The sequence below is a fragment of the Methylomonas stagni genome (genome assembly GCF_050154735.1).
In the GTDB taxonomy this organism is placed as follows: Bacteria; Pseudomonadota; Gammaproteobacteria; order Methylococcales; family Methylomonadaceae; genus Methylomonas; species Methylomonas koyamae_A.
In genome coordinates this window covers 3431735-3453640 of sequence record NZ_CP189557.1, presented here as the reverse complement: position 1 = coordinate 3453640, position 21906 = coordinate 3431735, and the positions used below count along the sequence as shown (strand labels likewise).

Annotated in this window: 21 protein-coding genes; 7 read left to right on the top strand and 14 right to left on the bottom strand. The window is 55.5% G+C overall.

What is annotated here, in order from left to right:
• Positions 1 to 89 precede the first annotated feature (89 nt).
• The gene (locus ACP4CD_RS15865) at positions 90 to 1043 is read right to left on the bottom strand and encodes a choice-of-anchor L domain-containing protein (RefSeq protein WP_426991604.1); all 954 of its coding nucleotides are present in this window, start codon (positions 1041 to 1043) and stop codon (positions 90 to 92) included.
• 663 nt (positions 1044 to 1706) lie between these two features.
• Here ACP4CD_RS15865 and ACP4CD_RS15860 point away from each other — a divergent pair.
• The 4 genes from ACP4CD_RS15860 (at position 1707) to ACP4CD_RS15845 (ending at position 6681) form a co-directional block, all read left to right on the top strand.
• Entirely contained in the window at positions 1707 to 3923 is a 2217-nt protein-coding gene (locus ACP4CD_RS15860) for an acyltransferase family protein (RefSeq protein ID WP_426991603.1), read from the top strand.
• Positions 3924 to 4095: 172 nt separating this feature from the next.
• Positions 4096 to 4722 (top strand): LON peptidase substrate-binding domain-containing protein, encoded by a 627-nt coding sequence (locus ACP4CD_RS15855; RefSeq protein WP_281021997.1) that lies wholly within the window; start codon positions 4096 to 4098, stop codon positions 4720 to 4722.
• A gap of 289 nt (positions 4723 to 5011) precedes the next feature.
• Positions 5012 to 5416, top strand: a complete 405-nt coding sequence (locus tag ACP4CD_RS15850; RefSeq protein ID WP_168030214.1) for a FixH family protein — start codon at positions 5012 to 5014, stop codon at positions 5414 to 5416.
• Positions 5413 to 6681: a cytochrome-c peroxidase gene (locus tag ACP4CD_RS15845; RefSeq protein WP_426991602.1), complete on the top strand. Its 1269-nt coding sequence runs from the start codon at positions 5413 to 5415 to the stop codon at positions 6679 to 6681. Before ACP4CD_RS15850 ends, ACP4CD_RS15845 begins: the two co-directional genes overlap by 4 nt.
• A gap of 336 nt (positions 6682 to 7017) precedes the next feature.
• On the opposite strand, the gene ACP4CD_RS15840 is transcribed toward ACP4CD_RS15845, so the two are convergent.
• From ACP4CD_RS15840 to ACP4CD_RS15800, 9 genes are all read right to left on the bottom strand, one after another.
• Positions 7018 to 7290, bottom strand: a complete 273-nt coding sequence (locus ACP4CD_RS15840; RefSeq protein WP_064026342.1) for a hypothetical protein — start codon at positions 7288 to 7290, stop codon at positions 7018 to 7020.
• 120 nt (positions 7291 to 7410) lie between these two features.
• A complete protein-coding gene (gene fae / locus ACP4CD_RS15835) occupies positions 7411 to 7920 on the bottom strand; it encodes a formaldehyde-activating enzyme (RefSeq protein WP_426991600.1) in 510 nt (169 codons plus the stop codon).
• Between the two features lie 28 nt (positions 7921 to 7948).
• The gene (locus tag ACP4CD_RS15830; protein ID WP_426991598.1) at positions 7949 to 9250 is read right to left on the bottom strand and encodes a c-type cytochrome; all 1302 of its coding nucleotides are present in this window, start codon (positions 9248 to 9250) and stop codon (positions 7949 to 7951) included.
• Positions 9251 to 9264: 14 nt separating this feature from the next.
• Entirely contained in the window at positions 9265 to 10701 is a 1437-nt protein-coding gene (locus tag ACP4CD_RS15825) for a c-type cytochrome (RefSeq protein ID WP_426991597.1), read from the bottom strand.
• A gap of 385 nt (positions 10702 to 11086) precedes the next feature.
• Positions 11087 to 11161 (bottom strand): pyrroloquinoline quinone precursor peptide PqqA, encoded by a 75-nt coding sequence (gene pqqA / locus ACP4CD_RS15820; protein WP_082885416.1) that lies wholly within the window; start codon positions 11159 to 11161, stop codon positions 11087 to 11089.
• Between the two features lie 81 nt (positions 11162 to 11242).
• A complete protein-coding gene (locus tag ACP4CD_RS15815; RefSeq protein ID WP_082885405.1) occupies positions 11243 to 11722 on the bottom strand; it encodes a c-type cytochrome in 480 nt (159 codons plus the stop codon).
• 19 nt (positions 11723 to 11741) lie between these two features.
• Positions 11742 to 12602 (bottom strand): substrate-binding domain-containing protein, encoded by an 861-nt coding sequence (locus ACP4CD_RS15810; RefSeq protein ID WP_064026498.1) that lies wholly within the window; start codon positions 12600 to 12602, stop codon positions 11742 to 11744.
• A 29-nt stretch (positions 12603 to 12631) separates the two neighbouring features.
• Positions 12632 to 14428, bottom strand: a complete 1797-nt coding sequence (locus ACP4CD_RS15805) for a PQQ-dependent dehydrogenase, methanol/ethanol family (protein ID WP_426991596.1) — start codon at positions 14426 to 14428, stop codon at positions 12632 to 12634.
• Positions 14429 to 15564: 1136 nt separating this feature from the next.
• On the bottom strand, positions 15565 to 16356 hold the full coding sequence (locus tag ACP4CD_RS15800; RefSeq protein ID WP_168030200.1) for an RMD1 family protein: 792 nt from the start codon (positions 16354 to 16356) through the stop codon (positions 15565 to 15567).
• A 105-nt stretch (positions 16357 to 16461) separates the two neighbouring features.
• On the opposite strand from ACP4CD_RS15800, the gene aroG reads away from it, so the two are divergent.
• Both aroG and thiS read left to right on the top strand, forming a co-directional pair.
• Positions 16462 to 17541, top strand: a complete 1080-nt coding sequence (aroG, locus tag ACP4CD_RS15795; RefSeq protein WP_426991595.1) for a 3-deoxy-7-phosphoheptulonate synthase AroG — start codon at positions 16462 to 16464, stop codon at positions 17539 to 17541.
• A 3-nt stretch (positions 17542 to 17544) separates the two neighbouring features.
• A complete protein-coding gene (gene thiS / locus ACP4CD_RS15790; protein WP_426991594.1) occupies positions 17545 to 18522 on the top strand; it encodes a sulfur carrier protein ThiS in 978 nt (325 codons plus the stop codon).
• A gap of 1094 nt (positions 18523 to 19616) precedes the next feature.
• On the opposite strand, the gene ACP4CD_RS15785 is transcribed toward thiS, so the two are convergent.
• Both ACP4CD_RS15785 and ACP4CD_RS15780 read right to left on the bottom strand, forming a co-directional pair.
• Positions 19617 to 19955: a tetratricopeptide repeat protein gene (locus tag ACP4CD_RS15785; RefSeq protein ID WP_426994693.1), complete on the bottom strand. Its 339-nt coding sequence runs from the start codon at positions 19953 to 19955 to the stop codon at positions 19617 to 19619.
• Entirely contained in the window at positions 19874 to 20476 is a 603-nt protein-coding gene (locus ACP4CD_RS15780; RefSeq protein WP_426991593.1) for a tetratricopeptide repeat protein, read from the bottom strand. The genes ACP4CD_RS15785 and ACP4CD_RS15780 overlap by 82 nt, the downstream gene beginning before the upstream one ends.
• A gap of 444 nt (positions 20477 to 20920) precedes the next feature.
• Here ACP4CD_RS15780 and ACP4CD_RS15775 point away from each other — a divergent pair, with 444 nt between their 5' ends.
• Positions 20921 to 21121 carry a (2Fe-2S)-binding protein gene (locus tag ACP4CD_RS15775; protein ID WP_426991592.1) on the top strand — a complete coding sequence of 67 codons (201 nt, stop codon included), beginning with the start codon at positions 20921 to 20923 and terminating at the stop codon, positions 21119 to 21121.
• 21 nt (positions 21122 to 21142) lie between these two features.
• Here ACP4CD_RS15775 and ACP4CD_RS15770 read toward each other — a convergent pair whose 3' ends face one another.
• Both ACP4CD_RS15770 and ACP4CD_RS15765 read right to left on the bottom strand, forming a co-directional pair.
• Complete coding sequence (locus ACP4CD_RS15770; protein ID WP_426991591.1) at positions 21143 to 21373, bottom strand: glutaredoxin family protein; 231 nt, start codon at positions 21371 to 21373, stop codon at positions 21143 to 21145.
• The gene (locus tag ACP4CD_RS15765) at positions 21373 to 21879 is read right to left on the bottom strand and encodes a TIGR00645 family protein (RefSeq protein WP_197471737.1); all 507 of its coding nucleotides are present in this window, start codon (positions 21877 to 21879) and stop codon (positions 21373 to 21375) included. The genes ACP4CD_RS15770 and ACP4CD_RS15765 overlap by 1 nt, the downstream gene beginning before the upstream one ends.
• Between the last annotated feature and the right edge of the window lie 27 nt (positions 21880 to 21906).

Here is a 21906-nt window from a genome sequence, read left to right as displayed (position 1 = left end):
ATTCGAGTAGCCACTCGGCGAGCGGCTGTTAGCTTGAAAGAGGGATTGAATCCGGGCCGTTTGGTTCGCCGGCCACGCTCAAGCTTTCCCTAGCGTCTACGTCGCAATCCGCCCACCAGCGCTAATCCCGATACGAACAACCCCAACGATGCCGGCAGCGGCACGGCGGTCGGCACGTTGGCTTGGAATACGCCGGGCACCGTGGCGGAGCGCAGGCCGGATAGGAACACCGCGCTATCCCAAAGCGGATCGTTGGAATCGGCAATGACGGCTTCCAGACTATGATTGGCCAGGGCTGGGTTCAGTAAGGCATTGACGGTCAAAACCGCCGTATAACCGTCGAACTCGAACGGAACCGAGGTGGCGCCGGCGTTGGGCGTCAGAAAGCCGTTGTCGTTTTGTACGGTGTCGGCGCACGGATAAACGCCATTGCTGCTGCAATTGTCCAGCACCACGAAGTTCGAGGCATCGAAGTGTGCGTAATTGACGCCGTCCACGACCAACGCAAAGCCGTCGCGGAAAATGCCGGTCCATTCCGGGTATTCCTCGGAGGCAAACACGAACTGGGTCGTGATGCCGTTGGCGCTCGACGCTGACGGATCCAGGGTAAAGTCGAACTTCAGCGAATTGGCGTCGTAGGTCATTTGCTTGCTGAGCTTGGAAACTTCGTAGCTCGCGCCGGTTCCGGTCACGCCGGTTGCCCCGCTGGACGTGTTGGAATGGGCAAAGTTAGCCATGCCGGTGGTCAGGACGATGCCGTCGGCGTTCACCACGCTGCTGAATTCGCTGGCGGCATAGACCCGCGCCTGGTCGCCCTTGCCGATGTAACTCACGTTTTGCGCGACGATGCCGCTGTTGGGCACCCGCCAGGCATTCAACAATTGATTGCCGGTCACACTATCCACCGGCGTTTGCACCGGCGGGGGAGTGACTTTTATCGTCTCCAGTTCGGTTTCGGTGATTTCCGGTGCGTCGGCATCGTTTTGCTTTTCCGCGCCGTATTGCAGCACGTAAAGGTCCGAAGCGGAGGGATTGTCGTCCACGGTGCCGCTGTTACCACCGCCTCCGTTCCCGCCATTTCCACCACCGCCGTTACCGCCTCCGGCAGCCCAGGTTGCGTTCGTAGCCGCCAGTAAAACCATTAGTACAGCCAAATTCACGATTTTCATATTCGATCTTTCTTCTTCAGGGTTAAAGGTCATTCGTTTCCCAGCTCGGCGATCCGATCGGGGCCGGTTAGATTGGAAATCCCTTCCGCGCCGTTCGGTCTCGCTAACATGTGTTAATGCGAACTGGCACCTAAGAAGTTCAATCGGATAAATTTTCGGTGCGAAATGAGGTTAAGAATTGGGCTGCGCGATAACGACGCAGTTTGAAAGGCCGAAGCCCGCGCTCGGAGGCCGCATAAGTCGTAACGGACGCGGGCAATACCGGGTTCACGCGCCGACGTGAGGTATCAACCGATTTCGATAGCCGCGGCTGTCCTAAATCCAAGGCTTATCGGGGCCGGGGCGGCCGATTGACGACGGCGCCGTGAAGCAATATGATCGCCGCCAGAGTTGTCATTCTGATGTCTTGATTCCGGGCGAACCGCGATGGCGCCAGATTCAGCGACTCGCCACACATGCGTTCTGCTTTACTCCATCAGTCACCTATAGTGCGGGCAAGAAGTCGAACTTATGCCACTTTAGCGTGCCGGGAGCTTCATGACCTTTACCCAGTCCCACGTTTTAAACCCTAGTCTGTCTCATCCGAAATATCGCCCCGATATCGATGGCTTGCGAGCCATCGCCGTGCTGTCGGTCGTTGCGTTCCATGCCTTTCCGAACGGTTTAAAAGGCGGCTTCATCGGCGTCGATATCTTTTTTGTGATTTCCGGCTATTTAATTTCCACGATCGTTTTTCAGAACCTGGAAAAGGGTACGTTCAGTTTCAGCGAGTTTTACATCCGCCGGATCAAACGTATTTTTCCGGCGCTGATTCTGGTGTTGGCCGCGAGTTTTGCGTTTGGCTGGTTCGCGCTGTTTGCCGACGAGTACAAACAGTTGGGCAAGCATATCGCCGCCGGTGCCGGCTTCGTGTCGAATCTGGTGTTGTGGAATGAGGCCGGTTATTTCGACAGCTCCGCCGAAACCAAGCCCCTGCTGCATTTGTGGAGCTTAGGTATCGAGGAACAGTTTTATATTGTCTGGCCGTTGTTGCTGTGGCTGGCGTGGCGGAAAAATTTCAATTTGTTTACGGTGACGGTGATCGTCGCTATTGCCTCGTTTTATTTGAATGTTCGCGGCGTATTGAACGATTCGGTCGCCACGTTTTACTCGCCGCAAACTCGGTTTTGGGAACTGCAGTGCGGCAGTTTGTTGGCGTGGATGGCCTTGTACCGCAAGCACGCCTTCGCATCGGTTCGACACAGGCTGGACGGTTGGCTGGTGGCCGTCGTCTATCGGGAGGGCCAGCCGGTGGATGGCAGAACCCTGGCGAACGTGTTGTCTTTCCTCGGTATCGCGCTGTTGATTTACGGGTTCAGCGTCATCGACAAGGACTCCGACTTTCCCGGCAAATGGGCGATATTGCCGATGCTCGGCGCGGTATTGATCATTTCGGCCGGACCGAATGCTTGGGTCAATCGGAAGTTGTTATCCAACCGGCTAGCGGTTTGGGTCGGTCTCATCAGCTTTCCGCTATACCTGTGGCATTGGCCGCTGCTGTCCTTCGCTCACATCATTCAAACCGACCAGCCCAGTGTCAATATCCGAATCGCCGCGGTGCTATTGACGGTGGTGTTGGCTTGGTTGACGTATGCCTTGGTCGAGAAACCGATACGCTTGGGTAAGCACAGCGGCGCCAAGACCTTGACCTTATTGCTGCTGATGCTGGGTATCGGAAACGTCGGCTACCAGTTATATCTGAAAAACGGCCTGGAGTTTCGGGATGCCGACGCGCTCAGTAAAACCCAGATGTTCGCCGATGTGAACGGCACCGTGCTGTTCAATACGCCGGAAGATTGGGTAGACGATCGATGCCGCGCCGAATTGGGAGCCAGTTACAATTACTTGATCTGTCGATTTACCAGCGCCACGCCGAAAACCTTGGTGGTAGGCGACAGCCACGCCGCGCAGTTTGTCTACGATTCCATTTCTCATGGCGCCGACGATCTGGCGCTGGTGGCGGTGAACGGCTGTCTGCCGTTTATCGATTTGGTTACGATCAATCCGACCGAGCAGTACGAGGAAAAGTCGACGCGTTGCAAGGTCATCATGCCCATCGTGCTGAAACTGTTGCGTGATTTTCCGTCGATACAGCGGATTGCGTTTGCTACCCGAGGCGCGATGTATATCGAAGGCTCCGGTTACGGCAATACCGAAACCAAAAATGTTTATCGGATTATCAACGGTCCCGACGATGTATTAGTGGAAAATTATCACAAGTTTATCGACGGTTATTTGGATTCGATTAACCCGATCCTAAAACTCGGAAAAGAAGTAGTGTTTATCGAAGACGTGCCGGAAATTGGCGTCAAGGCCAAAAATTGCGTCGACGAGCGGCCGTTTCATATCAGCCCGAAAGATCGTCCGGAATGCAGCGTATCCAGAACGTCGTTCGACAAACGTAATGCGAATTATCGGAAGGCGGTGGATTCCATCGTTAACTCGACCCAGCATCTAGTTAAGGTGTTCTCGGCCTATCAATATTTGTGTAACGATGTTTCTTGCGGTGGCATGCGGGACGATATGTCTTACTTTTACGACGACGACCATCTTTCGATGCGCGGCAGCCATTTTATTTTGGAAAGTTCGCCGAATGGCTGGACCGGTAAACCGGCCAAGCATTCCGAAGTTCGAGTCCGCTTCCGGGCATGCCGGCGCCGAAGGCGTATTGTGCTGTCTGAGAAGTCCTCTAATCCACTTGTAAACCGCGACTGATTCCGTTCATCTGTGTGGAATGGGATATTTGGGACGCGCGGAAGATTAACGTAATCAATTCAAGGGCGACGATCACCTTAGTTTTATCAAAATCGCTAAAAATAGTTTTCGCTATTTTTAATGGCTTAGCACACGAACTGAATAGCGATAACCAACCATTAGGATTGATAACATGCAATCACTGCAAACCGGCGACCAAGCCCTATTTCCCCTGAATATCCCCTTATTCCCAAAATGCACTTTACAACTGCAAATATTCGAACAGCGCTATATCAAGATGATATCTGCTTGTTTACGAAGTGGATCGAGTTTTACCGTATGCTTGCTGCGCGAGGGTTTTGAAAAACAGGAAGTGCTTGTTAATGCCGATGCACCCGCAAAGAACGAGTCAATTTTTTATTCAATCGGTACCAGCGCTAAAATCATCGACTTTGGCCAAATGCCCAATGGCTTGCTGTCTATCTCTTTACGGGGCGAGCAACGCCAAAGTCTGGATGAAATTCATCAACAAGCCGATGGACTGTGGCTTGCCAAAACGGGCAATTTAGAGGAAGTAAACGTTTGCAACGGGGAAGTTCTACCTATTTGGGCAGCCGTTTTGAAAAGTTTGATCCAAAGTGGCGTTGTCAGCTGTTCCGAGGCGGAACTTTACGACCACCCGGAACTAGCGATGAATTATTTTGCCATGTACGCACCTCTGCCATCGCATTTGAAGCAATCTTTATTGGAAATAGATGACTTACAAATTCGCTGGCAACGTTTGCAAGAATTTACCGCGCAAAGCTTAATTAAGGTTTAGATGTAATGATTTAGCCTGGATAACACGTGGCCTTAATCCAAGTTTCGCCTTTTAAAACGAGAGAGTGAGGGGAATATATTTAAATAATCCGCTATCCCTCATTTTCAAAGAGGGGGCAGATCGCTGAGCAGTGACAAAATCCGTTTGATTGCAAGCTGGCACGGAAATTTCTAAGTAGTCCGGACACTCGCGGAAACCGCCGGATCGAGCGCGTTGGACGAGTGCCATTGTTTAGAAATCGAACATAGACATTGTTCATCTGCCTGCAATTCTAACACTTGCGCCACTAATGGATAATTTGAGATACCTGCGTATCGCGTTGGGCATGGTCTTGGCCCTGAGCATTTCCTCCTCTTCGGCGACCGACGCCCACCTCAGCGACAAAGGCCTGTACCGGGTGAGTTGGCAAAGCTTGGCCCCGGAAGTGACGACCGATTTGATACACGAGTGGCTATTGCATGTGGAGACCGCCGACCGACGTCCGGCGGATAACCTGATCATCACCGTTTCCGCCCACATGCCGGGACATGCGCACGGCCTGCCGACTCAACCCAGGGCGACCGCGTATCTCGGCAACGGCGACTACCGAATCGCCGGCATGAAATTTCAAATGAGCGGCGTTTGGTGGGTACGCTTCGATTTTTGGCGGAAAAACCGGCGCGACTGGGTGATCTTCGAGGTCCCGGTCAAATGAGCGCCCCGTTCAAACCCGAGCTCGCCCCAGCGATCGGCCGGGACGATAAGCCCGGTGCCGTAGACATTCCTAGAAACGAACCGCTTACCCGGCAACGGCAGACTTGTTCGGCCAAGCGCTTGGCGGGCGGTTGGACTCTGCTCCTGGTGTTGAGCGCGACCAATGCTGGGGCGATCGATTCCGGACTATGGTCCGATAGCGAACTGACCACGCTGCGCTCGCTAGCGCTGTCCAGTCTGCCGCCGTTGCCGGCCGATCCGTCCAACCGCTTCGCCGACGACCCGGCGGCCGCGGTGTTGGGGCGGCGCTGGTTTTTCGACCAAGGGCTCAGTTCGAACGGCAAAGTCGCTTGCGCCAGTTGTCACGATCCGGACCGGGATTTCCAGGACGGGCGAGATCTGGCGAAAGGCGTCGGCCGAACCAACCGTCGCGCGATGCCGCTAGCGGGCATGGCTTACAGCCCGTGGCTGTTTTGGGACGGTCGCAAGGACAGCCAATGGGCGCAGGCGCTCGGTCCGCTGGAAAACCCCAACGAACACAATCTGACCCGCGGCGGTTGCGCCAAATGGGTGTTGGCGCATTACCTGTCCGAATATCGCGCCGTGTTCGGAGAGCCGCCCGATCTGTCGGCGCTGCCGGATAACGCCGGTCCGCTGGGCGACAAGCGAGCTCGGCGTGCTTGGATCGGGCTCGACGATTCGGCGCGCGACGCAGTCAATCGGGTTTTCGCCAATGTCGGCAAAGCCATCGCGGCTTTCGAGCGGCGCATCGCGTGGAACGAAAGCCGGTTCGACGCCTATGTGCGGGCCTTGGGGGAACAGGCTCCGGCCACGCCGGAAAACTCGTTGAGCTCGGAAGAGATCGCCGGACTGAAACTGTTCATCGGCAAGGCCCATTGTGTCGAATGTCATCGCGGGCCATTGTTCACCGATCTGGATTTTCACAATACCGGCGTGCCGGCCCGCCCCGGTTTGCCCAAGGATTTGGGGCGCCTGGCCGGCGCGGAACAGGTCGTCGCCGACGAATTCAATTGCCTCGGCGGTTACAGCGATGCCAGTCCGGAACAATGCCGAGAGTTGAACTTCATCAACAAGGGTGAGCGACGCCTGTTGCGGGCCTATAAGCCGCCCAGTTTGCGCAACGTCGCGCAGCGTCCGCCCTATATGCATGCCGGACAATTCGCCAGCCTGGAAGCGGTGATCGGCCACTATAACCGGGCGCCCGCCGCCCGGCGGGGCGCAGCGAGATCAAACCCTTACATCTGAAACCCGCCGAAATACGCCAACTGGCCGCCTTTCTAAACACCTTGAGCGGCACCATCGATAGCCCGGCCGACGCGCGGTCGCTTGACTCGTCTCGATAGGCAAGCAGCGCCCGGAGGCTTGCCTTGAGCTGGCGCGCCCGCATCCAAGCGCTTCGTGGAAACCACAGCGATTCCGCCCAGGAGTGCCCGTGGGCTTAGGCTGGCGGTTGTTCCGGCTTACACGGACGCGCAAAATCCCGTACCCGCCGGCAAGCCAGCGGACGCATCCATTCGCGACGATGACCGCAAGCGTCGGCGGCTTTGGGTAAAACCCCGCGCCCCGCGCTATGGTCTCGCTTTAATTACGCTTGGGACAGTTTTCGCAACGCGTTTCCCAGCCGGTTTGCAAGGCCAGATCCATTTTGGCTTCCAGACGCGCCAAATGCCGATTCAGCGCGCGAATTTCCTGATGCAGGGATTGGTTGTTTTCGTGTATGTGCTGGAAGTGGGTCTGAAAATATTTCGGCAGCGGAAATAGCTCGATAAAATCGGATTCCGGTTTAGCGGGCCGTTTGCTTTTCTTAGGGGCCTGAATATTTTGGGATTGCGATACAGTCGTCAATTGCGTCATTGGATAACTCCTTTTCAGTCAATGCGTTTGCCTCGGCGAACGCTGGATAAATCCATCCGGGATCTCTCGGGTGTGCATCCTTGCCCGTTGCCGATGCCGGACCCGCCGGCGCCGGCAGACTCATTTCGCGGCATAGGGGTGCTTGGCACCGGCCTTGGCCCCAATCACTTCGGCCGCGCCGGGTCGGTGGGAAACCGCCCGTTCGATAGCCAATTTGGTTGCTTGGTAGTTGTAGCGTTCGATTTTGTTGTCGTCCTCTGCGGCCCAATGGATGAACACGCCGACCGAGATGAACAAATCGTCGGCCTGCTCGAGTGGGATCGTGCCGTTTTCAACCGAATCGGCCACGGCCATTGCCACGCCGCGCTGGGCAGGACCGAACATTTGCACGGCCTGCCTAGCGCCCTTGATCGTGACTTTGTTGAACAGGATCGTGGCCGGCTTGACCATCAAATTCGGCGCGACGACGGCCAACAGCGTCGAAAAGCCCTCCTTGTTGTTGGTCAATGCCAGTGCGAACGCGGTTTCGGCGGCGGAGCCGCGCGGCCCCAGGATCAGGTCGATATGAGCAATCTCGTTGCCGTCGCCGACTAAGGCTTCCCCGACGCAAAGATGAGTGATTTTCGTCATGACGGTTTGTCTCGTGAGAGGTTAAAACTTAGCGCAACATGTAGTCGGCGATGGCCTGCAGTTCGGTTTCGCTCAGATGCGGAAAACCGGGCATTTGCATGCTGTTCTCGCGCTTCTTGCCGGGATTTTGGGTCCAGCGGATCAGGCCCTTGGCGTCTCCGGCGTAAATTCGGCGGATTTCCCCCATGTCCGGGCCGACCGTCGGCAGATTAATATGGTGGCAAGCCGCGCAATTGCGCTGAAACGCTTGTTCGCCGAGATCGACCGGTTCGCTTTGTTGCACCAATGCGGCCGATTCCGCCTCTTGCCTGGCGTCGGCCGCCGCAGCCAGATAGTTGGCGGTTTTCTGGGCGATCGCGGCTTTATGGTCTTTCAACGCGTGTTCTCGATACTGGTGGCGGGCCACGGCCATTGCCAAGATCGTGCAGGCGAACAGAACTATGATTCTGCTGAAATGCCTGTCCAGCGAGTTGTCTGGGTTCACCAGATTGCCCCACATCCAGTACAGCGCCGGAACACCGAAACCGCCGCCGGCGAACAACAACAAGGTGACGCCCCAGCTCATGCCCTGGGCCGGAAGACTGACGAAGACCACCAACCCGGACAATATCTGAAAGATGGTCGCGCCAAACGCAAAGGCGTAGAAAAAGCGGCGTACCGATTGCAGCAACGGTTGGCTGAGTTTGACCTCGGCTTGAAATGCCGGTCGGCCGCTCCACCACGCGAAAAACAGCGCGCTGAATAAAATCGCCGCCGAAACGAAGTGTAAGTAACGCTGCAACACGTTCGGCAACAACACTGCCGAGAAAAAGCCTTTCACCTCCGGCCAATATTCTGGAAACAACATCAGATTGACGTTGGTCATGTAGATCAGCGGAATAAACAGGAACAGTGCCGATTCCAACGCGGCGATGCCGATATGCAGTTCCGGAATGTTGACGAAGCGATCCCACCAAAACTTATGCGCGTAGGCCAGCAGAAAAGCGACCGCCACCAGTGGGATTACGGCCATCCAGGCGCCGCCGATCAAGGCGCTGGACGCGTAAAACTGCGGCGCGTACAGCGTGTTGATGATCAACAGCGGAGCGACGCCCATCACCACCGCCAGACTTTTGTTGACGGTGACCGCCTGGGCGATTTTATAGGCCAATCGCTCGTATTCGATCTGCTTCAGACCCTTGATCTGGCAGAACAGGCTGAACAGCGATCCACCCAGCATCATATGCACGAACACAATATGCACGATGAACGAGACGATCAACAAGACTTCGAGCAATCCCTCCGGCGCCGGCAGCGGAAGCGGGATGTCGCGAGGTACTGGAACATTCATGTCGGGTTTCCTGATTATGGATGAGTAAGATCGGGGATGCTGCCGTAGTGCGTCGAAGCGGCCACGTGATCGGGCTTGGGAATGCCGGTGACCTGAACGCCTTCATACGACTGGGCGCGGTTTTGCAGCGAAGCCAAATAAACCGCCAGCGCGGTCAGTTCTTCTTGGTTGCCTGGGAACGGCGGCATGAAATAGCGGGCGCCGTGCATGTTTTCCAGATAGGCCGCAATCACGTCGGCGTTCCAGCGTTGGTCGCCGTACATCCGGACCAATTGGGCACGAATGCCGTTGACGCCCTTGACGGTGTGACAACGGGTACAGGTCAGTTGAAACACTTCGCGGCCGGCGATGGTTTGGTTGTCGGAGCGTATGTCGCGCACGCCGGCGTAAACCGCGTGCTTCAGAATGCCGTCGCGCCGCAGCAAGGGGTAATCGGCGACCCGTATGCCGTTGGCGTACATGTAGTTACCGATGATGAAAGGCTTGCGGATGAACTCGCGGACCCGCTCGAACTGTCCCAGCATCACGCACAACACCAGCGCCGCCGCCACATACTGGCCGCCGTGCAAACGGCCGGGACGGCGCAGGCTGTCCGCCAGCACCCAGCCGACGAACAGCAGGCCGGCGATCAGCACCCATTTGAAATTGGCGAGCCAGTCGGTATAGGCCTGGGTGGTGATCGCGACCGGGATATTGGCGAGCATGTGCGCCGGCACCACGCTGGAATACCACCATGCGGCTATAGCCAGCAGACCGGTCCATAATGCGGTCCAAACGCATATCGTGCGCGCCAAGCCCTCTCGAAAAGCCGTGTCGTGATCGGTAAACCAATAGCCGAACGCCATCATCGTCATGCCGCCCATGACCATGGCCAACGAGGTTCTAAAGGCCAATTGCGGCAAGTACATCGGATTGAACAGGCCGGCCCACAACGATTGCTGTTCGTGCCAGTCGCCGGGGTCCATCATGAATCCGAGTATCGCGACGATGATGGCCATCGTGATCCACGAAAACGCCGCCAACATCACGCCAAAGCGCATATGGCGGCGTTTGGCTTGCGCCGATTCGGTCGAGTTCGGCCAGCTCAGGAAATACAGCATGATTAGCGAGACTTCGCTAACGAATACGATCCATTCGACGAACCAGCCCCAGAAAAACACCCGAATCAAACTGCCGATGGCCGCCGGATTGACCAAGGCCGCCGAAAACCAGATGCCGACGCCGGTCAACGCGCCAACCGTGGTTGTCACGATGAATACCACTTTCAACAAGCGGTAAGCCAGGGTGTCCCAGCGCGGATCGCCGTGACGAATACCGGTGTATTCCAGCAGAACCACGATCGGCAGGGCGCCGATCGCGAAGGCATGATTAATCAGTACGTGCAGAATCGCATCGACCGCGATCAGCAGGCGGTTTCCGATGAAGTCGATATGAAATATTGGAAAATCCATGTAGGTCCCTAAGCAAAAGTCAGATTTGCCTCAGCCCAAGGCAAATGCCGTGCCTGTTTTGCCTAACGAGCTTGCCGCGCCGCGAGCTGCAAGGCTTGGCGTTGGCAACAAAAATTTCGCCCGGCAAAATGGGTCGCCATTTGTAGCGAATCGGCTCGGCGAAATAGTGTAGAAACTGGACAGGTATGCAGAAATTAAACGGACAATAACTGCCCGATCCGTCGGGGAATCGCGGCGGCGGGCAAGGCCGGCCGAGTTCGGTATAACGCCGGTTTGGCCGGAAACCGGTTTTGGGTATCGTGGGCGCCCCAAAATTCGGTTGGCGGGATTCGAAAAGTCGAGCCGCCGGTTATGGGCCGACAGCTCGGGCTTGCTCAGAACGCGTTTAACGGTTGTAAATGTACATCGTGACTTCGAAGCCGAAGCGCAAGTCTTGATAACGTGGGGTTTCCCATTTCATGTCGATGATCTCCTAATGAGTTTGCTTGTTAAATACTCGGTGTGACGCCGAACCGGCCGATTTGGTCGGTTCGGCGTTCGTCTATCGGCTGGGATGCGCTTCCCACCAATTGACGAAGGTTGGCTCCGATCCGGTTCCCAATAAGCGTAGATAGGCCGTCAGGTTGGCGAGATCGTTGGGGCACAAGTTGTTTTTGAACGACGGCATGCCCTCGCCTTCGCCTTGCGTTACCGCCTCGGCGGTTTCGTCGGCTTCCCCGACCAAGCTCGGGCCCATCGCGCCGCCGTGGCCGCCCATGCCGTGGCAGCTGTAGCAATTCATCCGCATGAAGGCCCGACGACCTTCGCCAGCGGCGTCCTGAGTCGGCGTGACGCATTGCGGCGGGGTGGTCAATTTCGGATCGGCCGCCACGGTGGTTCCGCCACCGGTGCCGGTCCGGCTGGAAGCCGTTTCCGAATAGCTGCCGCCCGTCTTGGGTCGATCCGCTCGCGCGGCGCCGATGCCGCCGACGATGAGCATCAAGCCCAAGGCGGCGCAACTGAGTGTCTGTAAAACTCGCATGATTGATTTACCTCTTTTATCAATGGTTAGCGGCCACGCTATCCGTCGCGGATGGCGTTGAGCCGACGATAGGTTGGATGATCGGTACGCGGTAAGCCGCTAGAATCGCTTGGATCTCCGGCCGCTTTCTGGTCAGGCTGGCCGCTAAACGATCGGCCAGGGCCTGGTCGTCTTTGCGCACTCCCAGCGCGATGTCGAACGCAAACGGCATTTCCGGACTAGCGGAATCGGCCGGTACCGGCGCGACCTGGATTGCGTTGCCGTAAGGCTTGGCGAAATAACCGGCAATCGGCCCCCAAACCACGGCCAGATCGATCTCGCCGTTGGCGACGGCGCTCACGATTTCGCCCTGCGGGTTTGCCTGGCTCTCCTCGCCCCACATCGAATAGCCGACGATGTTTTCGACGATGCCTCGGCTAGCCAGCGCGTGCGCCGGCGGCGAATTGGCACCGTCGTTGCCGATCGCATGCAGACCGATTTTCAGATCGCGCAAGCGCGGATCGTCGAACGACGAGATGTCCAAATGCCGGCCGGCAGGCGTCACGAAGGCGTAACCCGAGCGATAATACGGCGGGGTGGCGCGCACCCGTTCGTAACCGTGGGGCACGCCCATCACGACATCGCAATGACCGGCACCCAAGGTTTCCCGTATGAAACCCTGGCGTTGCTTTTGCCAGTAAAAGCTCAGCTTGGCCTGCAGATCGTCGGCTAACAGCGCGGCGATCTTGTTTTCGAACCCCTCTTGATTGCGATTGGAAAACGGCAGATTGTCCGGGTCCGCGCACACCCGCAGCTCGGTTTCGGCCGAGGCTGGCGCGGCTAGACTGAATAGCGCCGTCAACAAAGCGATCGCGGCATTGCGACTGGAAGGTGGGTGCATGGCAGCTTTCTCCGTACCGATGAAGGACATCAGGGCAGTTTGTAAACGTGAACCCAACCGCCGTTACCGGTGGGGTGTTCGCCGCCGGAGTTGGCCGCGCACTTGTCGTCGCTGAATACCGCGATACGTTGCTTGCCGTCCGCGCCGGCAAAACTGATCGGGTTGCCGACCGTATTGCATTGCAGCGCGGTGTTAAACAACGGTGCGCCGGTCTTGGCGTCGACGGCTTTCAACGCGGGCGCCTTGGTCGAGTAAAACACCACGCCGCCGGCCGTCGTCAATGTCCCCGCGTAGATCCAGGCTTGCTCCTTGACGCCCCAAAGCTTCTCGCCCTTGGTGGCGTCCCAGGCGATCAGCTCGCTGGCGTAACTGGTGTCCGACGCCGGCCCGATGCTGTAATCGGTCCCCATATAGGGTGCGCCGGAGATGAATTCGGCCTTCAATGCCTCTAAATTGCTGCACAGATTGAAGGTCGGCGCGTAGAACAATCCGGTTTTCGGCGAAAACGAAGCCGGTTCCCAACCCTTGCCGCCGAGCACCGACGGACAGATCTTCTCGGTCAGCACGCCTTGGTGGACGCGCATATCTTCGTTGACGTCCGGCAACCCGGTCGCGGTATCCACTTCGTTGGCCCAGTTGACTTCATCCACGAATTGCGGCGCCAGCAGCACTTCGCCGGTGGCCCGGTCAAAGGTGTAGGCAAAACCGTTCTTGTTGAAATGCACCAGTAATTTGTCATGGCGAACGCCGCCGACCGTGACGGTTTGATTGACCGCGATGGCCTCGCTGGCGGCGTCGTAGTCCCAACTGTCGTGTGGGGTAAACTGGTAGGCCCAGACCGCTTCGCCGGTATCCGGTTTTCTGGCGAAAACCGATGCGCCCCATTTATTGGCGCACTTTTGCGGGTCCTTGGCATACGCGGTTTGGTCGCAGCGCATATCGGCGTTCCACACGCCCGGCTGGCTGGTGCCGTAGAACAGCAAGTCCAGCTCGGGATCGTAGGTCAAATAACCCCACGCGGCGCTACCGCCCAATAGATAGGCGCGCTGGTTGGGCCAACTGGTCGCGCCCTGGTCGACTTGACCCTTGTAATAGACCGAATTGTCGCGGAAGTTCTGGCCGATCAGCACGTCCTTGTCGGGGCCTGTGTTGTAGGCGCGCCATAAGGCTTTGCCGGTTTTCAGATCGAGCGCCTGAATCCAGCCGCGCACGCCCATCTCGCCGCTGGAAGACGCCGTAATCACCTTGCCTTTGGCAATAATGGGCGCGACGGTCATCGTCACGCCGGTATGCGGATCGGCCAAACGATTGCGCCAGACTTCCTTGCCGGTGACCGCGTCGACCGCCACGGTGGTGTTATCGAGCAGGTTGAAGACGATTTTACCGTCGGCGTAGGCCGCGCCGCGATTGATGCCGCCGCAGCAATTGGCGCCCTGGGCGTATTCGCTGATGTTTGGGGCGTAGGCCCATTTGGGTTTGCCGGTGGTGAGATCGTACGCGATCAATTTGTTGGGAAACGGTGTGACGACGTACAGCGTTTTACCGACCACCAATGGTTCACCCATGTGGCTGCCGTGAGTGCCGGTTTTAAAGGCAAATTCTTCTTTTAATTTCGCGGCGTTGGCGGGGGTAATGTCGGCCAGCTCGCTATAGCGTATGCCTTCCGGCGTACCGCCGGCGGTGGTCCACTCGGCGCCGGCGCCGGTTTGCGCCGACGCGGTTTGCGCGGCCAACAGTCCGGCCCCAAACAGCAGGGCGGTGATCGGCGTCGTTCGCCGATTTCGGCTGAGCTTTGAATTACGACAAAGCGGGTTGTCAGTGGTCATTGAATGGCCTCCTTCTAATGGTTTAACGGTCGAAAAGGCAATAACGAAATCAGCGGAAAATCGCGAGAAATGAATATCGAAATTCGTTTCGATAACTGATGACGTCGAGTCCCTTCGAATTTGTGAGAAAACAAACCTAGTGTTTAGGCGTGAATGCGCCGATATCGGAAAACGATCGGGCATATTCAGAATATCGAGCTGGAATGAATGTTTTGTTAATGCGGGATTAAATCCAAATTAAAACCGGGATTTTTTCCTATTGACAGGGTTGGCTTGAATGCTTGTGCTGGCTAAAAACTCTATATAGCTGATTTATATTGGTTATTTCTAATTGGCTGGCGGCGGATTGGTGGCTCGGCACGAATTGGGCTTTGCCGGGAATTGAAAGGCTGCGGAATTTTAATTTGAGTGGTTCGGTGTCGAATAACTTCGAAAATACTCCGCCCCATTATCCCATTTAATTAATTCTGGTTCAGGCTTGGCACAGTAAGCCGGTAGAATAAATTCAAGCTTAAAACTCTATTAGAACTTTATTAAAACCGCTTGGTCGGCAATCGGCAAATTGTGCCGGCGATCTATCGTTACCAATATCAATCCAAGGCAATCTCGGTTTAACGGGCCGTTACCGCGCGGCGTTTGCCGCCCCATAAAACCCAAGCCAATTAATGGCAGCAAGAGCGAGGACTTGAGAAAACGCAGCCGAATATTGGTGCGCTAGTCAGGAGGCGAGCGTAGCGCTTTAGTCGGATAGTGAGAGATAGTTGTAACTATTCAGCGATCTGTCTTACTGTTTGAAAAAAGGGCTAATTCTACTTTGTCAGATTTAAGCAACCCGTCATGCCCGCCGGGATGCGGGCATCTAGTGCCATGGATGGCAAGCTTCGATCCGTCCGTGGGGTCTGGATTTCGGCAATCCCTGCCGAAATGACGAGCACTGCCTAGAATCTGACAAGGTAGAACTAGAGGACATTACTTAATAAATCCTCCGCGGTTCCCCATTCTCAAAGGGGGTGATTGGATTAAGGCCACGGGTGGAACCTATGCTGCATAGTTACAGATAGTTCAGTGCTGGATGCGGACTCGCTTGACTCAGTGGCGGCGAGCGTTCCGAGTGGGGGAGGCCGGGAAATCCTCGTTTAAAGCAGCCTGTCCACGATCGACATTACAATCTCGACCGCGATCAGCCAGATGATGATCCATTCCAGCGCCGAGGAATGCTGGTGCTTTTGTTCGTCGGCCAGCATCTCCAGCAGTTCGTGTATCGTTTCCAGTTTTTTCGACAGCACTTCGGTGCGCGGCGCGATTTCCAGATAATTGGCGGCCATCGAATACATGCTCTGATATTCCGGGTGTTCCCAGAAGAATTCCGGGGTATCGAGCAAATCGTAGTTCAGGATGATGTCGCTCTTGGTCAGGAACAACTGGCCGCGGATCATTGCCATCGCCTGGCGGTTGAGCTTGATTTTGCCTTCGCGAGCCAGCGATCGAGGCAGGTGAGCGGTCGCGCGGATTGTGTCGATGGCGTGGCCTTCGAAGGCCGCCAGTTTGATCGACTGGGCCATCGCGTGCGACAAAGCCAGCAAGACCAGGAAGTCGCCGGATTGCAATTCGATATGATCGTGTTGAAAACGATCCTGCTCACAGTCGGTTTCGTAGCTGAAATTGTCCTCCGGCGGTTCGTCGGCCGGCGTAGTCGCATATTCGAGCAACAACTCCTGCAAGCCGTGGCGTTCGTCGAGCGCGACGTTCCAGTAAACCACGACGCCGTAGGAAAATACCACCGCGCAACCGGTTTTGTAATCCACGATCAGCGCGTTCCGAAATACTTGAGTGCGCCGGGTGTCGAGCAGTTTTTCGCGCAGATCGGCAAAACGGAACGATTGCGCCAGGCAGACGGTCATGCAGCGCTTAACGATACGATTTTCCATGGTCAGGTCGATTTCCGTTACAGGCTTAGCATTACTTTGTATCACAGGCGGCGCAAAGGTTAAAATAGCGGTTTTCGACCATTCATCGAGCCTACGGCCACGCTTATGCCTACCCACTATAACACCGACGATTTAAGAATTTGCGACACCAAGGATGTCGTAGCGCCGATTCAGGTTCATGAAGAGATCCCGATGACCGAATTCGCCGCCGCCAATATTCTGAAGACCCGCGCGGCGATTCACGACATTTTGTACGGCAACGACGACCGGCTGTTGGTCGTCATCGGCCCTTGTTCGATACACGATCCGGAAGCGGCGGTGGAATACGCCCGGCGTCTGAAGTTGGAAATCGAGCGCCTGGAGCGAGACCTGGTGATCGTGATGCGGGTCTACTTCGAAAAGCCGCGTACCACGGTGGGCTGGAAGGGTTTGATCAACGACCCGGATTTGAACAGCAGCTTCAACATCAACAAAGGCTTGCGGATGGCGCGCAAGGTGTTGTCCGACGTCAACAATCTGGGCGTGCCGGCCGCGACCGAATACCTGGACTTGATTACGCCGCAGTACGTGTCCGACCTGATCTCCTGGGGCGCGATCGGCGCCCGCACCACCGAAAGCCAGGTACACCGGGAACTGGCTTCCGGATTGTCTTGCCCGGTCGGCTTCAAGAACGCCACCGACGGCGGCGTCAAAATTGCGATCGACGCGATCAACGCGGCAATGAGTCCGCACCACTTCCTGTCGCTGACCAAGGAAGGCCGTTCGGCGATTTTTTCGACGCGCGGTAACGAAGACGCCCACATCATCCTGCGCGGCGGCAACAATCGCCCCAATTACGACGAAGTCAGCGTCCAACAGGTCGCCGAAGGTCTGGAAGACGCCGGCCTGCGCCCCAATATCATGATCGATTTCAGCCACGCCAACTGCCAGAAGAAATACGAACGGCAAATGTTGGTGGCGCAGGACGTGGCCGGCCAAATCCGCCAGGGCGATCGCCGCATCGTCGGCATCATGGCGGAAAGCAATCTGGTCGAAGGCCGCCAGGATGTCGAAGACGGCAAGGCGCTGGTGTTCGGCCAAAGCATTACCGACCCCTGCCTGGGTTGGGACGATACCGTCAAATTACTTAACGATCTGGCCGGCGCCGTCGAACGCCGCCGCGCCGCGACTACATCGAAGGTTTAACGCATGAAAATACAAGTCAACGGCGACAGCCGCGAAGTGGCCGACAATACCTCGGTCGCCGACGTCATCGCCGATTTGGGCCTGACCGGCAAACGCATTGCCGTCGAATTGAATCTGGAAATCCTGCCGTTTACCCAGCACGGCCAACATGCTTTGAAGGACGGCGACCGCCTGGAAATCGTCCACGCCATCGGCGGCGGCCAGGACGATTATTTCACGCTGGCCGGTAAGCAATACCGCTCCAGGCTGTTGGTCGGCACCGGCAAATACCGGGATTTGGACGAAACCCGCGATGCGATTGCCGCCAGCGGCGCCGAAATCGTCACCGTGGCGATTCGCCGTACCAACATCGGCCAAAACCCCGGCGAACCCAATCTGCTGGACGTGATTTCGCCGGACAAATACACGATATTGCCCAACACCGCCGGCTGCTATACCGCCGACGACGCGGTGCGCACCTGCCGTCTGGCCCGCGAGTTGTTGGGCGGCCACAAGTTGGTCAAGCTGGAAGTGCTGGCCGATCAACTGACCTTGTTTCCGGATGTCGCCGAAACCTTCGTCGCCGCCGAATTGCTGGTCAAGGACGGCTTCGACGTGATGGTGTATACCAACGACGATCCGATTGCCGCCAAGCGCCTGGAAGACATCGGCTGCATCGCGGTAATGCCGTTGGCCGCGCCGATCGGCTCGGGCCTCGGCATCCGCAATCCCTACAATATCCTGACCATCGTCGAAAACGCCAAGGTGCCGATTTTGGTCGACGCCGGCGTCGGCACCGCGTCCGATGCGGCGATCGCGATGGAATTGGGCTGCGACGGCGTATTGATGAACACCGCGATCGCCGCCGCGAAAAACCCGGTGCTGATGGCCTCGGCGATGAAAAAAGGCATCGAGGCCGGCCGCGAAGCCTTCCTGGCCGGACGCATGCCGCGCAAACGTTTCGCCTCGGCGTCGTCGCCGATCGACGGCTTGTTTTTATAAGCCGGCGCCTGGCGGCCGTCGCTCGCTACGCCGGCTTGCACGGCCGGCGCGGGCGGCCTCGATCCATCACGCGGTAAAAGCAGCGATTTGCAAAGTCGGCTTGAACTGAAAACCGCCGAATTTCAATCTCCCATCTCTTTGTCTGTCTAGCCGGTTTAGTCAGAACCGGCCGCCGACAACCCGTCGGACCGGGAAATACTCGCCCGGCCAGCGCCAGTCTCACTTCGGCAAGGCCGGCCGGAGGTTATAGGTCTTTCCGTGTCGTGTTTCCAAGCTTCCGTGGCGTCCTTCCAACGGTCAGTGACGTGCTTCCAGGCTTCCGTGACGTCCTTCCAACGTTCCGTGACGTGTTTCCAGGGTTCAGAGACGTGCTTCCAACCTTCCGTGTCGTGTTTTCAGGCTTCCGTGACGTCCTTCCACGGTTCCGTGTCGTGTTTCCACGGCTCCGTGAAACCGGAATCGCCGGAAGCCTTGCCAGCTGTGGGCTGCAGCGGTTTTCCCCCAACGTTGGAAACACGCGTAAAAACCGTTCCGGGACGGCCTTCCCGGCCGGGGTACCGCCAGCCGCTTTGAAACACGCACCGATTCGCCGGACAGATAGCTACCGCAAGATTGGCTAGTGCCATAGCCGATGCGCACGCTGCTTGAGCGTTGGATAAGATAACTTATACAGCTAAAACAGCACAGGAAGGCCGCTAATGCGCTCACGCGGATATTTTTCGATGTGCTACGATTCAGTATGCATTGCGGTACCGGAAATTGATCGGGCTGCTTGCGACCCAAAGCGGAAATTGATGCATTTAATCTTGAATGCCGGTTTGAAATTTAAAGCGGCCATTCAAATAATGAAAATTGTAGGGTGGATAAGCGGAGCGTCATCCACCATGAAATAGAAGAATTTTAAATAGGTGGATGGCGCTTTGCTTATCCACCCTACGGTCCTACAATATCAGGATCGGGTGTATCAGCGATAGGTTGGTTTTTTTGCTAAGAGGTTTGACAACCTGACAAAACAATATTCATTAACACTATGATTGAAATGAGTACCTTGAATTGAGTCATGGGTATTTTCCGGGTGATGAGTAAAGAAAAGATCAATATTTAACAGGATTGCCATCATGTTTGACGGCTGTATCCTTATCATCAAAACCAGCTTCCGATTGTGAATTCAAACTACTTTTATCAATATGAAGAACGGGTCTTTTTTCTGCAGTTAAAACCAAACCTGGAGTATTAGGAGCCGGGAATGGCGTTCGCGAATAATTTAACCCTTGTTTTTCAGCTAATTGAAACCATTTTTCAGCTTCTAAAGGATTTTTAGTTACTCCAAGTCCTTCGTTATACATATAGCCTAGTGCATGTTGAGATGATGCATCCCCTTGCTCAGCAGCCAATTGATACCAATTTGCTGCTTCTTTGTAATCTTTTTTAATACCTTCTCCGTTGAAAAAAGATTTCCAAGGTCATTTTGTGCCTCTTTAAACCCTTGAGTTGCCGCCAAACGAAACCATTTTTCGGCTTCTTCCTCTCTTTGAGCCTCTAATAATAAACGACCTATGTTGTATTGCGCCGCCTGGTGATTTTGGTTAGCTGCTGCTAGAAATAATTCTACGGCCTCTTTGTAATCTTGGCTGACTCCTTTGCCTTTTAAATACAAATAGCCAAGATTATACTGTGCGTCAGCATAACCTTGATCGACTGCTAAACGATACCATTTTATCGCTTCTTTAAAATCCTGATCAACACCTAATCCTTTGCTATACATAGTACCTAATTTACTCTGAGCTCGTTTTTCACCTTTTTCCGCTAATGGTCGCCATAATCGAAGTGCTGTATCAAAATCATTGCGGGATAACGCCTCAGCAGCTTTATCAAAATCATCAGCTACAGCTATGTTGATTGTAAGAAACATAAAAAGCATTGCAAATGCTATCTTACATAAATTATTGCACATTTAGTTTTCTCAAAGTTAATATAAGGCACTATAGCTCAATGTAATCGGTCAACTTCAATTCCCGCTAACGTTCCAAATAGGTAGAATCTGCGCGGACTATATCAGGAATATGTGACATTTGTATTTAGTGCAAGAAATTTTTAAGTGTTTTTTTAAATTTGCGGCAATAGTATTTTGGAAACGACGATTTATATTGCGCAACCCTGTTCTTGCGTTGGAATGACCGCTTTGGCGGAATTTCTTTAGATTTGCTGAGGGCAAATCAAATGTGACGACGGTCCGTTGATGGCCGATACCGAGCATCATCCTCCACCAAATTTTGCAAACACCCAAAACCTCGGAGCGGCGGGAGCCGGGATTCGCTAATATAGGAGCCGGTCGCGCTTGACGGCCAACAAACCTCGCTTGCCGATATATCAACATCATAGCCTCGGAACATTCAGCATGAGCCTAGACCAGGACGACGTCCTTTGTTTTTGTAGCGGCACCACTCGCCGCCAGGTCGAACAATTGATCGCCGACGGCGTGACCGACCCGGAGCGGGTGTCGCGCGTGACCGGTGCGGCGTCCGGTTGCGGCGGTTGCGAGTACGAATTCGAGCAGTTGTTTAAAGCCGAAGCTCGCCGGGCGGCCGGCGGCGCATAAGCGAGTGCGCGGGAAAGGCGATTAGCGTTCCGCCAAGAACGCGGCGATCTGTTCCGCATCGAACGGCCAGTTCAGTTCCGCGCCGTCGGCCGGGTCGCGCAGTACCGGAATCCGAAGCGCATAACGTTGATAGACCGCGTCGTCGTTCAGTATTTCTTGTTTTACGAAGTGCGCACCGGCCTGCACCAACAGCGTTTCGGCGTCCTCGCACAAATGACAGCCGTCGCTGCCGTACAAAATCAATTCCGCCATCAGTGTTTGGAAATCTTGTCCAGATAGCCCATGAAGAAGGCCGACACCACCAGCGTCAGGTGAATGATCACGTACCACTGCAATTTGTCGGTTTCGGTGGCGTGCAGATTCATGAAAATTTTCAGCAGATGAATCGACGAAATCGCCACGATGGACGAGGTGACCTTGGTTTTTAAGGAGCCGTAGTCGTGGGTGCCCAGCCACTCCAGCTTTTCGGTGTCGGACTCGATGTCCATCCGCGACACGAAGTTTTCATAGCCGCTGAACATCACGATCACGGTCAGGCTGCCGACCAAGGCCAGGTCGATGAAGGTCAACAATTTCAGGATGATTTCGGTATCCGGCAAGTCCATGACGTGCGGGATGAAATGCCAAAGCTCCTGAAAGAACTTGACGGCCAACACAGCCAGAATCAGCGTCATACCGAAATAAATCGGCGCCATGATCCAGCGGCTGGCGTACATGGTGCGTTCCAGGAAATGTTCGATGCGTTTTGGGGTGCTCATAGTCGTCTTGGGTCGCCGAGTTAAAGA

Excerpts from the sequence above, each read along its gene's own strand:
- ACP4CD_RS15860 (WP_426991603.1), top strand. The coding sequence starts at position 1,707 with ATGACCTTTACCCAGTCCCACGTTTTAAACCCTAGTCTGTCTCATCCG.
- ACP4CD_RS15855 (WP_281021997.1), top strand. The coding sequence starts at position 4,096 with ATGCAATCACTGCAAACCGGCGACCAAGCCCTATTTCCCCTGAATATC.
- ACP4CD_RS15850 (WP_168030214.1), top strand. The coding sequence starts at position 5,012 with ATGGATAATTTGAGATACCTGCGTATCGCGTTGGGCATGGTCTTGGCC.
- ACP4CD_RS15845 (WP_426991602.1), top strand. The coding sequence starts at position 5,413 with ATGAGCGCCCCGTTCAAACCCGAGCTCGCCCCAGCGATCGGCCGGGAC.
- ACP4CD_RS15840 (WP_064026342.1), bottom strand. The coding sequence starts at position 7,290 with ATGACGCAATTGACGACTGTATCGCAATCCCAAAATATTCAGGCCCCT.
- fae (WP_426991600.1), bottom strand. The coding sequence starts at position 7,920 with ATGACGAAAATCACTCATCTTTGCGTCGGGGAAGCCTTAGTCGGCGAC.
- ACP4CD_RS15830 (WP_426991598.1), bottom strand. The coding sequence starts at position 9,250 with ATGAATGTTCCAGTACCTCGCGACATCCCGCTTCCGCTGCCGGCGCCG.
- ACP4CD_RS15825 (WP_426991597.1), bottom strand. The coding sequence starts at position 10,701 with ATGGATTTTCCAATATTTCATATCGACTTCATCGGAAACCGCCTGCTG.
- ACP4CD_RS15815 (WP_082885405.1), bottom strand. The coding sequence starts at position 11,722 with ATGCGAGTTTTACAGACACTCAGTTGCGCCGCCTTGGGCTTGATGCTC.
- ACP4CD_RS15810 (WP_064026498.1), bottom strand. The coding sequence starts at position 12,602 with ATGCACCCACCTTCCAGTCGCAATGCCGCGATCGCTTTGTTGACGGCG.
- ACP4CD_RS15805 (WP_426991596.1), bottom strand. The coding sequence starts at position 14,428 with ATGACCACTGACAACCCGCTTTGTCGTAATTCAAAGCTCAGCCGAAAT.
- ACP4CD_RS15800 (WP_168030200.1), bottom strand. The coding sequence starts at position 16,356 with ATGGAAAATCGTATCGTTAAGCGCTGCATGACCGTCTGCCTGGCGCAA.
- aroG (WP_426991595.1), top strand. The coding sequence starts at position 16,462 with ATGCCTACCCACTATAACACCGACGATTTAAGAATTTGCGACACCAAG.
- thiS (WP_426991594.1), top strand. The coding sequence starts at position 17,545 with ATGAAAATACAAGTCAACGGCGACAGCCGCGAAGTGGCCGACAATACC.
- ACP4CD_RS15780 (WP_426991593.1), bottom strand. The coding sequence starts at position 20,476 with ATGTGCAATAATTTATGTAAGATAGCATTTGCAATGCTTTTTATGTTT.
- ACP4CD_RS15775 (WP_426991592.1), top strand. The coding sequence starts at position 20,921 with ATGAGCCTAGACCAGGACGACGTCCTTTGTTTTTGTAGCGGCACCACT.
- ACP4CD_RS15770 (WP_426991591.1), bottom strand. The coding sequence starts at position 21,373 with ATGGCGGAATTGATTTTGTACGGCAGCGACGGCTGTCATTTGTGCGAG.
- ACP4CD_RS15765 (WP_197471737.1), bottom strand. The coding sequence starts at position 21,879 with ATGAGCACCCCAAAACGCATCGAACATTTCCTGGAACGCACCATGTAC.